The sequence below is a fragment of the Mycobacteroides franklinii genome (assembly GCF_001853795.1).
GTDB lineage: Bacteria > Actinomycetota > Actinomycetes > Mycobacteriales > Mycobacteriaceae > Mycobacterium > Mycobacterium franklinii.
The window spans coordinates 79,141-88,819 of sequence record NZ_MLIK01000008.1 but is presented as its reverse complement, the minus strand read 5'-3'; the positions used below and the strand labels follow the sequence as shown (position 1 = coordinate 88,819).

Below are 9,679 nucleotides of genomic sequence, written 5' to 3'. Positions count from 1 at the left end.
ATGCCACCGAGGATTCCCCGACATGGAAGGCCTGGGCCGACATCGCGGCCTGCTCGGCCTGCGAAATCGTCGAACGCATCAACGCGGTCTTAGCACCAAAAGTGCCCTCCGCAGCCACCAAAGCCGGGATATGCGCATCAAGCAGACTCATAAGATCCTCTCCTAATTCCTCTGTTATTTGTTCGGGTATTGCGTCGTGCGTCTGTGGTGATCAGGTACTCGCCCCCCTTTCCCCGGGCGGCATGTCCTCATCGGGATCTGTGCCCCACGTCGTCGGGAGCATGGGCATGGTGCGGGTGCCCTCCATCGCGGCCGAGGCGGCCTCCCGTTCGACGAGGCCGGCCGCGGTGGTTGTGGATGTGGTCTTGGGGACGGTTCCGCTGAATCCAAGCTGCCCGGCGCCGCGCGCCGAAGCCCCGACACCGGCCGGTTGCCGTGCGTCCGGTTCCGAAAAGTCCGGGTCCACTGTCGAATTCATATCCATGAACTGCGGGGCGGGATCTTTGATCCGGGCGCCACGCTTGCGGCGTGCCCGGGAACGGGCCGAAGCCGCCGCGGCGGCCGCAGCGGAGATTCCGGCTGCGGGAGCCTTCGCGCCGGCACCCTCATTCAGCGTCGGACCAAACCGGGCAGCCGGAGGATCCTCCTGCACGGCGTACACCATGTATGCCGGTGCTGCGGCCGCGGTCGCGGGTGTGGCGGGTGCGTTGGCCGGTGCGGACGGTGCACCAGAACCACCGGTAGTTACCGTGCCGCCGCCCCCTGGCATTCCGCCCATGGCAAAAGGCTGCTGCTGAGGCGAATTGCGCGTGACCTGCGCCAGTTCCTGTGCCGGTTCCTCCGCCGGTACATCGGCGTCGACCGGAACCGGGTTGACCAGCTGGGCCAGTCCGACCAGGAGCAGCGGCAACCACAGCGGTGCGGACAGCATGATGCCCCACGCGGTGAACCCGAAGGGGATGAAGAACGCCTCATACGCGATGAAGAACAGCAGCGGACCCCAGGCCACAAGTGCCTCAAGGGGATTGCGCATGAAGTCCTGCAAGATCTTCTGCAGGGTGCCCAGCGGGTCGCTGAAGAATTCCTGGATCTGCCGCATCAGCTTGTCGAAGAAGCTCTCGCTGTCGTCCAGTGCGGTACCGGATTCGGCGGCCTGGGCCTGAGCAGCCATGCCGGACATGTCGGCGGCCATCCGGGACATCTCGCCGCCCGGCGCCATGATCATCGGCGCGGGCTGCGTCGGTGCGACAGCAGTCACGGCCGCGGTGGAGACACCTTGGTAGATACCCATGGTGGTGGCGGCTTGCACCCACATCCGGAGGTAGTCGGCCTCGTTGAGGGCGATCGGAATCGTATTGATGCCAAAGAAGTTGGTGGCCAGCAGCACACCGTGGATCATGTGGTTGGCGGCCAGCTCGGCCAGAGTGGGCATGGCGGCCAATGCCGCGGTATAGGCGGCAGCGCTGGTTTCGTGCAGCACCGCATTGGTAGCGCTCATGGCGCTCTGCTGGGTCAGCCAGGCCAGATACGGCGTATGACTGGCGACGTACTGGATGGCGCTGGGCCCCTGCCAGGATCCGGCGCCGGTGGCGGCGAGTAGTTGGGTCAACTCCGTGGCGGCGGTGGTGTACTGCACCGAGAGCGCTTGCCATTGTGCGGCAGCGGCCAGTAGTGCGCCCGGCCCGGGCCCGGCGCTGAGCAGCGCCGAGTGCACCTCGGGGGGCGAAGCCATCCAAATCGGAGCCGACACCGGCGCTAGCCCCGCGCGATCATGTAGGTGGCCGCGGCCTGCATATCCCCGGTGGTGTAGCTGGCCGCGGACTCCGAAACACCCAGCCCGGCCCGGCCCAGTTCCTCGACGGCCTGGGCGGCCACACCGGTGTGTTCGATACCGCGGGCACTGAAACCGGCCGCGGTCTCCAACGAGACCGGGTCAGCAGCCGGCGGCACCACGGCCCCGATCACCGGGGCGGCCGCGGCATGCGCGGCAGCCAGACGCGCGGTCAGCGCCTCCACGGCCGCACTGGTGGCGGTCAGACCTTCTGGAACGACGTTGAGATTCATCGTGGGTACTCCCTTCCTTGAGCGGCATGCTCGCTGACGAACGGATTGACGGTCTGTACGTACGTCGGTACATCGTTGTCGGACAACAGGACTCCGCGACCGGCAGGTAGACGCTCGAAACGATGCCCGCGGATGCGGCCCCCGTCCTGCGGGCTGCCGCTGAGCATCAGGGTGTTGGCCTGCAGCTCGTGGAACCGGCGCAGCATGGGGTTGGTCATCAGGATGTGCCCCGATCCCGTGGCGCGTGCGGTGATGATCACCCGCAGACCCAGCTCGCGTGCCTCGGCGAGCAATCCGGTGATCGGATTCCAGGGACGCTGCCCGATGTACGGACCGCTGACAGCCGGTGTGTCGGGGATCTGGTCGACATCGTCGATGATCAGGTAGTGCCGCTGTGCGGTCACCCCGCGTGACACCCAGTTGTGCAGTTCCTCATTGGAGAGTCCGGCCGGTGGCCGACGCTTCTCCAGCAGTCCGCCGAGGCCCAGCATGGCCGGGGTAATCCGGTCGATGTTGGGGGTGTACTCGTTGTCGGGGAACAGCGGTTCGTCGACAAGATGCAGACGCCGATCCAGAACCGTGAACGCCACCTGATCGGGTGTCGAATGCTCGCGGATAGTACGGATGACGTGGCGCAGCAGCGTTGTCTTGCCGGATCCGGTGTCGCCCAACACCATGAGGAGCGGGTTGTGCGCGAAATCGAGCGCGACCGGCGCCAGGTCCTGCTCCCGCTGGCCGATGACGACCTGCTCGTGCCCTGGATACAGCGGGCCGATGGCATTGGGTGCCAGGTCTGCCGGCAGGAGGCGGACGGCAGGTGCCTTGGCCCCCGGGTAGTTGGCGTTGACCGACTCCACAGTCTTGGCGTCGGACGCCGCGAACAGGAAGTGCTCGGCCTGCATGGTCAGACCGCGACCCGGCTGATCGTGCGGAACACTTTCGGCGGGGCGGCGCAGCGCGCCGGGAACCCGCACATTGCTGTCTGCCGAGTCGTGCAGCTTGAGCTCGAGGCGCAGTCCGAGAGAATCGCGCATCGCCAGCGGCACCTCGATCCAGTTCGGAGTCGTGATCACGACGTGGATGCCGTACGACAGTCCTGCGTTGGCCAGCTCGGTAAGCCTGGCCAGCAACGGGTTCCGGGTGTTGAACTGATCGGTGTTGTCACGGCTGAACGCGTACAGGTTGTCCACGATCAGGAAGGTCTCGCCGTAGCCGTCGTCCAGGGTGTGGTCGCTGTCCCGCAGGGCACGCAACTGGCTCACCGAGGCGATGCCGCGGTCGCGGAACAGCCGCTGCCGGTATGCCAGTAGCTGCTCCAGCTCACCGAAGGTGCGCCGAATACGCTCAGGCTCAAGGGCGCTGGCGACGCTGCCGACGTGTGCCAGTCCTTCGAGTGCGTGCAGTTGTCCGCCGCCGTAATCGATGCAGTAGAACGTGACATCGCGGGGGGAGTGCAGTGCGGCGGCCGACAACATGAACGTCTGCAGCGCCGTGGATTTTCCGGACTTCGGACCGCCGTGGATGATCGCATTTCCGGCCGCCGAGGTCGCGTCGAAGATCAGTGGATCGCGGCGCATCTGGAAGGGCTTGTCGATCTCGCCGAGCGGCCAGCGCAACTGGCGGGCCGGGATCCCGGTCTGGCTCAGCACATCGGCCAACGGGATGGCGGTGTCCAATGGCGGCAGCCACAACTGCGGTGCGCGGGGTCCCACCTTTGAGAGTTGATGACCGACGGTCGTGATCAGCTTGCGGGCCGGCTGTGCCGGCCGGTCGGACTCACCCTTCACAATCACCGTCGTGGGATCGGCGGCGACTGGCAACGCGGTGAACTGCTTGGGCTGCGGGGTGGCGCGGATTTCTACGGTGGTGGTTGTCGACGGCGGCTCGTAGATGCCGTCGACATACGTACTGCGGAACTTGATGGGCACGGCACCCGGGGCGGGCACCAGGAACCCAACACCCTTGTGGTCCTTGCCCGATTCGATGTGATACGCGTCCTCGGTTCCGATGATCTGCCGGGATGCGCTGGGGCTGGCCACCTTCAGACCGATGCGGTACGAGGTGTTCTTGTCGATGTCCTTGATCTTGCCGACGTCCAGGGTCTGCGACGCGAACAGAATGTGGATACGGAACGAGCGGCCCTTGCGCGCGACATAGTCGAACAGCTCGGCGTACTCCGGGTGATCCTGGAGCATCAGGGTGAATTCATCGGCCACCACGAACAGCGTGGGAATCGGCGGCAGGTCGTGACCGGCGGCGATCGCATCCTCGTACTCGCGGACCGAGTTGAAGGCGCTTCCCTGCACGTCGCGGCCTGCCTGCTTGAGCAGGTTTTCCCGGCGAGCGACCTCGCCACGCAACGTGTCGGCGAAACGTTCGGCGAGGGAACGCTTCTCCGCCATGTTGGAGATCACGGCAACAACCTGAGGGAAGTCGCGGAAGATATCCGCGCCCGCCTCGCCCTTGAAGTCGGCGTAGATGATGATCAGGCGATCTGCCGAGTGTGTTGCCAAGAGCGACAGCAGGATCGACATCAGGGTCTGAGACTTACCGGAGCCCGTCATACCGATCATCAGACCGTGCGGCCCCATGCCGCCCTCGGCCTCGTCCTTGAGGTCGAACATGAGCGGTTCGCCGGAAGAGGTGACTCCGATGGGCACGCGCAGCTCCTCGTCGCGCGTACGCGGCGACCAGAGGGCGGGAACGTCCAGTTGCGAAGCGTCCTCGATGCCCAGCAGCGAGGTGAACGTCGCACCGCCGGTCGCGGAGGACCGCAGCCCCGGATGCGTCGGATTGGAGTCCCAGCGGGAGAGCCGGCGGGACACGTGTGAGGCGGTGCCGATCGTGAGCTGGTCCGCCTCATCGATGTAGGGCTGCCAGTCGCTGCCATTCCAACGGGCGATACGTGCGCTCACGCCATTCCGATTGACCTGCAGCACAGGACGTTCGGGGTTGAGATAGTCCGGAAGCTTGACCTCGCCGTCCGCGTCGTCGAGCCGCTGGATGACAGTGACACCGTCCAGCCCGGTTGCCGGGATGGGTGAGTTCACGCCGTTCAGATCGTAATTCGGATCGTCCAGGATGATCAGCAGGTGCTTGTGGGCGCCGGATTCGGCACCGAAGAGTTCGCGCTCTGCCAGGGCCGGCTTCAGCGCCTCGAAGAGCTCGGCACCCGTGCGACGCAGGTACCGTGCCGGACCGACACCGTCGATCTCACCGCTGATATCCACGTGTGGAAGCCACTTGAGCCACGACCACTGCGCATCTTCAACACTAGGACCGGCCATGGCCACGGTCAGCAGCGTCGGGTCGTGGAATGTGGTCGCCTGCGCCACCCACGAGCGGATGGCGGCGCGAGCGATGTCGTCGTCTCCGAGCACCGTGATGCGCGAAATCTTGTTCAGATCGACGCCGAGCGGGGCACTTCGCACCGTGCGCTGGGTGTCCAGCAGTCCGCGCAATGCGCTGTGACTCACCGGCTCCAAGTCGATCTCGTCGGCGATGTCCTTGACTCGCACGGGGCTGGCCAGCGGAACATCGTGACGCCCGGTACGCACCACCAGGTAGTCGTCATCGCCGGGATCGCGTTCCCATTGACGACGGGTGCCGGGAACTGTGGACAGCTCCTCGGGGTCCGGGTGCGACCATTCCAGCGCCTTGCGCTGCGCAGTGGCGTGGGTGCGCAGATTCTCGCGTACCACCGACAGGTATCGCAGGTAGTCGGCACGCTCGGCGTCGACCTCCTCGGTGCGGACCTTGTCGCCGCCGCCGCGGTACAGCGCGGTGGCAGCCAGCAGAAGCACGAACGGGAAGAACAGTGTCTGCGGGGAGATGAGCCGGATGCCCGAGGCGACCAGCGCAACGATCATGCCGACGATCAAGATCACGATCACGACCGGCATGGCGCGCCGCAGGAACGAGGGCGGCACCACCCGAGGCAGCTGCGGAGGTGCCTCGACGGTCACCGTGGCATCGGGTATCGCCGGGGGCGTTACACGCCGATGGGCTTCGAAAATGAGACGGCTCAACGGGACTCCTGCGCATTCTGTGCAAGTGGGGTGTCGGTCTGGATCTGCGTGACCTGCCGAATGTTCGGGGTCAGGGTGTCGTGCGAGAGCAGGGCGTCGGTGCGTGAGAGCGACGGCCCGGACGCGAACAGATCCAGGATCGACGAGGGGATGGTCAGTGCCGGCTTGTGCAGGCCGAGCGCCTCAAGGGTCTTATCGCCCTCGGCCTCGGTGTCGATGCCATAGCGGACGCCGGTATCGGATATCCACTGATACGCACCACGACCGCCTGGCTGCACCAGGTATCCGGTGCCGGGGGCGATGGCGACCCGGGTCGGAGTGTCGGCGGGGGAGATCAGCTGCACGGTGTGCACCGAATCCGACAGCGGCAGAACGGAGCCCGCAAGCAACGACCATGAATCCGAGGTGGCATCTGCCGTCTTGGTGAACCGGGTGCACAGCACCGGGTCCTCATTGGCGGCCAGCGGCTTGACGGCGGCATTCGGGAACACCCGAGTGTCGATCGCCGACGACGTCGGCAGATGCGCGATCTGATCGGCGGTCAACCGGGGCGGCTGTTCCAGTCCGTAGGAGTTGGCGTTGCGCAGTGCCGACGCGATCACCGGTGAAACCTGCTGCACGCCATCGGCAAGTACCGCGTAGTACACCGGCGTGTTATCCGTCGAGGAACTCACCAGCACCGAGCCGATAGGCGCGGCGACCGGCAGGGGATAGGCGGTAGGCGTCCCTGCCCCGGCGATGGCGGGAACCACAAGTGCCGGAGCCTCCGGAATGGCGTTGAGCAGACGGGTTGTCACGGGGCGCGCTTCAGGCGGTGTGGTGAAGCCAAGCGCGCTGGTGACGGCGACATCTCCGAGGTTGAGCGCGCTGCGCTTCCCGTCCCAGAGCAGCCAGGTACCACCGGACTCGGTGGACACCACGGCCGCGCGGTCGCGTAGCAGCTCTGAGGCCTTGTCGCCGCTGGTGTCCAACGCTCCGGCGATGACGGTGACCGCGTGGTTGCCCGTGCTGGTTTGGCCGGCCTCGCATACCGCCCAGGCGGCGTCGGTTGCCTTGGTCTGCACCATGCGTTCCGGGGCGCCTGGAATGCCGATCAGGTTGCCGCGCGGAAACTGGTCGAGTTGAGCGCTTTTGACCATCGTGGGATCCACTGCCTTGCCCGCGATGAGACGGGCGGAGGTGAGGTTGAGCACCGGGTGCAGGTTGTCGCCAACGCGCACATAGAGTGCCGCCGTCGAACGGTCGGCCAGCACCGGGTCGGTGCCCGCGATACCGGCGGGCCGCAGCAAGCTGAAGACGAAGCATCCGACCACGCCGGTGACCACGATGACGGCGCCCATGCTCAAGGCACGGGACTGGGTGCGCAGCGGGTCGACGAGCATCCGCGCGTCATGCAGTGCAACGCCAGATGCGATGCGCCGCATGACAAATCGCCATCCGGTTACCTGGTGGCCGGTGACGAATCCGCGGCGATACTTCAGCGGTTCGGGGCTCTCGCTGGCCGGTGTGCGTGACGCGAAGGCCCGGCGCTCAGAGTTCGCGTTGTTGTCTCGGTTGTCGCTCATTTCTGGATCGACGCCCCCGGAGCCGACAGGCCGAGCCCGGCGACGATGGCCTCCACGGAGGCCTGTACGTCTTCGACGGTGACGGTCATGAGGTCTTCATCGCTGAAGTCTTCGGCGCCTGAATTATCAAGGCGGTGTTCACGTTCCTCCTCGGAGCGTTCAACGACGTTACGGACGAACCGGCCGTTACCGGCGACGTCGATGCTGCGGCGTGCGATGCCGCGGGTATCGGGAGCTTCCGCGGCACACATGTCCGAGAAGGCGGCGAGCAGCTTGGCTGCGGCCCCCTCGTCGAACTTGCTGTCCCGGACGGACGCCATCGCCGCGGCGATCTCGACGAGTTCGGACGGTGCGTACGAGGGGAAGTTGATGGAGCGGGTGAAACGCGAGCGCAGACCCTCGTTGGTGTCGAGGAACTGATCCAGCTCGGCGCGGTACCCGGCGACGATCACGACCAACCGATCGCGGTCGTTCTCCATCCGGGCCAGCAGGGTGTCGATGGCGACCAGACCGAAGTCGTTCTTGGCGCCGGTGGACACCAGGGCGTAGGCCTCGTCGAGGAACAGCACGCCGTCGAGCGCACTGTCGATGACGGCGTTGGTCTTGGCCTCGGTTTCACCGATGTGCTGACCGATGAGGTCGGCACGGTGTACTTCGCGGACGTTCTCGCGTTTGAGAAGTCCCAAGCCGCAATAGATTTTGGCGACCACGCGGGCGATGGTGGTCTTACCGGTGCCGGGAGGGCCTGCGAACACCAGGTGGTGTGTGCGGTGGCCGACGGCGAGGCCACGGTCCTGACGCCGCAACGCCATTGCCACGGAGCTCTTGAGCCGGGCGACCTGGTCCTTGACCTGCTCCAGGCCGATAAACTCGCTGAGCTGCTGCTCGGCTTCGGCCAGCAGGATCGCCTTGCGTTCGTGAGCCTCAGGATCGATGAAATCCTCTTCGGTGGGCTCAGTTTCGGGATCCCAGGCATCGGTGCGGGCGGCGATACGGGCGGCGGTCGTGGTGTGCAGGCCCACGCTCGGATCGGTGAGCGCATGCTCGACCTCGGCGATCTCGGGATTGGCCGCGTACAGATCCTGAAGCACCTCGGTGGCGGTCTCTTCGTCGCCGTGGTGGCGTAGGTTCAGCGCCTTCGCGAGGGCGCCATCGGTCGCTGCCACTTCGATGGGGCCACTGGGGTCTTCGAGGTAGGACAGTGCGGGATTGACCATACCGAGCTTGGCGAGTGCGATACCCAGGGTGATCCGCACGGCGTGGGATGTGGTGGGCTCCAGTGACTCGTCGGTGACGACGGGGGTCAGCAGCGCGACAACATCGGCCCAACGCTGGGCCCGGTTCTGCATGGCGACGGCGACCCAGCGGGCGTTGAACCATCCGGGGCGCCGCTCGGTCACGGCCGCGATCAGTTCATCGGCCTTGACGTATTCGCCCTTGTCCACGAGGGCCGCGGCGTAGGCCAGGTGATAGTCGTCGGGTCCGCTGGCGCGAAACTCGAGGTACAGCCCCGTGTCGTAGGTAAAGGTCAGATCGCCGGGCTGCAGGTTCACCGCATGCTGAAGATGGCCGGCGGTGGCCGTGGTCTCCGAGATGGCTTCCAGGACGTCGATGGTGGCGCCTCCGGCGGCCGCCAGGCCGACCCACACGTCACACTGATCTTGAGCGGTGCGGCACAGCGAGGTGAACCCGTAGCGCGCTGCGGGTAGGTCGGCGGGACGTCGCCTGTCGTTGACGGAGAGGCCTAACGCCCGGCAGCAGGTCGCGAATCGACTCTCCAATTCGGGGTCGATACGTGTCGATGAGGCCGCGCCCGCGGCCACCCACTCTCGCTGACCAACTCGTTCACGAATATCCACTTACAGCCCTTCGCCCGATCGACACGCTCGCTGATTGGAGTAGTCGGCTCGCGAACGTGATTGGTTCCTGACAGTGCCCTCTCGGGTTGTCAGCAAATTTGTGATAGATCGCCCGCTGCCGCCGGCGTGCTCTCCGTGATGCTGGAGATGGTTGAACCAGTGC

5 protein-coding genes and 1 pseudogene are annotated in these 9,679 nt (G+C 65.9%); all 6 read right to left on the bottom strand.

Going from position 1 to position 9,679, the window contains the following annotated elements; translation table 11 throughout:
- Window positions 1-151, bottom strand: a pseudogene (locus BKG76_RS24280) (type VII secretion protein EsxS); the annotation flags it as partial.
- Window positions 152-211: 60 nt separating this feature from the next.
- Entirely contained in the window at window positions 212-1,750 is a 1,539-nt protein-coding gene (locus BKG76_RS07055; protein WP_070936997.1) for a PPE family protein, read from the bottom strand.
- 5 nt (window positions 1,751-1,755) lie between these two features.
- Window positions 1,756-2,064, bottom strand: coding sequence for a PE family protein (locus tag BKG76_RS07050; RefSeq protein WP_070936996.1), 309 nt, complete (start codon window positions 2,062-2,064; stop codon window positions 1,756-1,758).
- Window positions 2,061-6,092, bottom strand: coding sequence for a type VII secretion protein EccCa (gene eccCa, locus BKG76_RS07045; protein WP_070936995.1), 4,032 nt, complete (start codon window positions 6,090-6,092; stop codon window positions 2,061-2,063). Before eccCa ends, BKG76_RS07050 begins: the two co-directional genes overlap by 4 nt.
- Window positions 6,089-7,657 (bottom strand): type VII secretion protein EccB, encoded by a 1,569-nt coding sequence (gene eccB, locus BKG76_RS07040; protein WP_070936994.1) that lies wholly within the window; start codon window positions 7,655-7,657, stop codon window positions 6,089-6,091. Before eccB ends, eccCa begins: the two co-directional genes overlap by 4 nt.
- Window positions 7,654-9,516, bottom strand: a complete 1,863-nt coding sequence (eccA, locus tag BKG76_RS07035) for a type VII secretion AAA-ATPase EccA (RefSeq protein ID WP_070936993.1) — start codon at window positions 9,514-9,516, stop codon at window positions 7,654-7,656. Before eccA ends, eccB begins: the two co-directional genes overlap by 4 nt.
- Window positions 9,517-9,679: the final 163 nt, after the last annotated feature.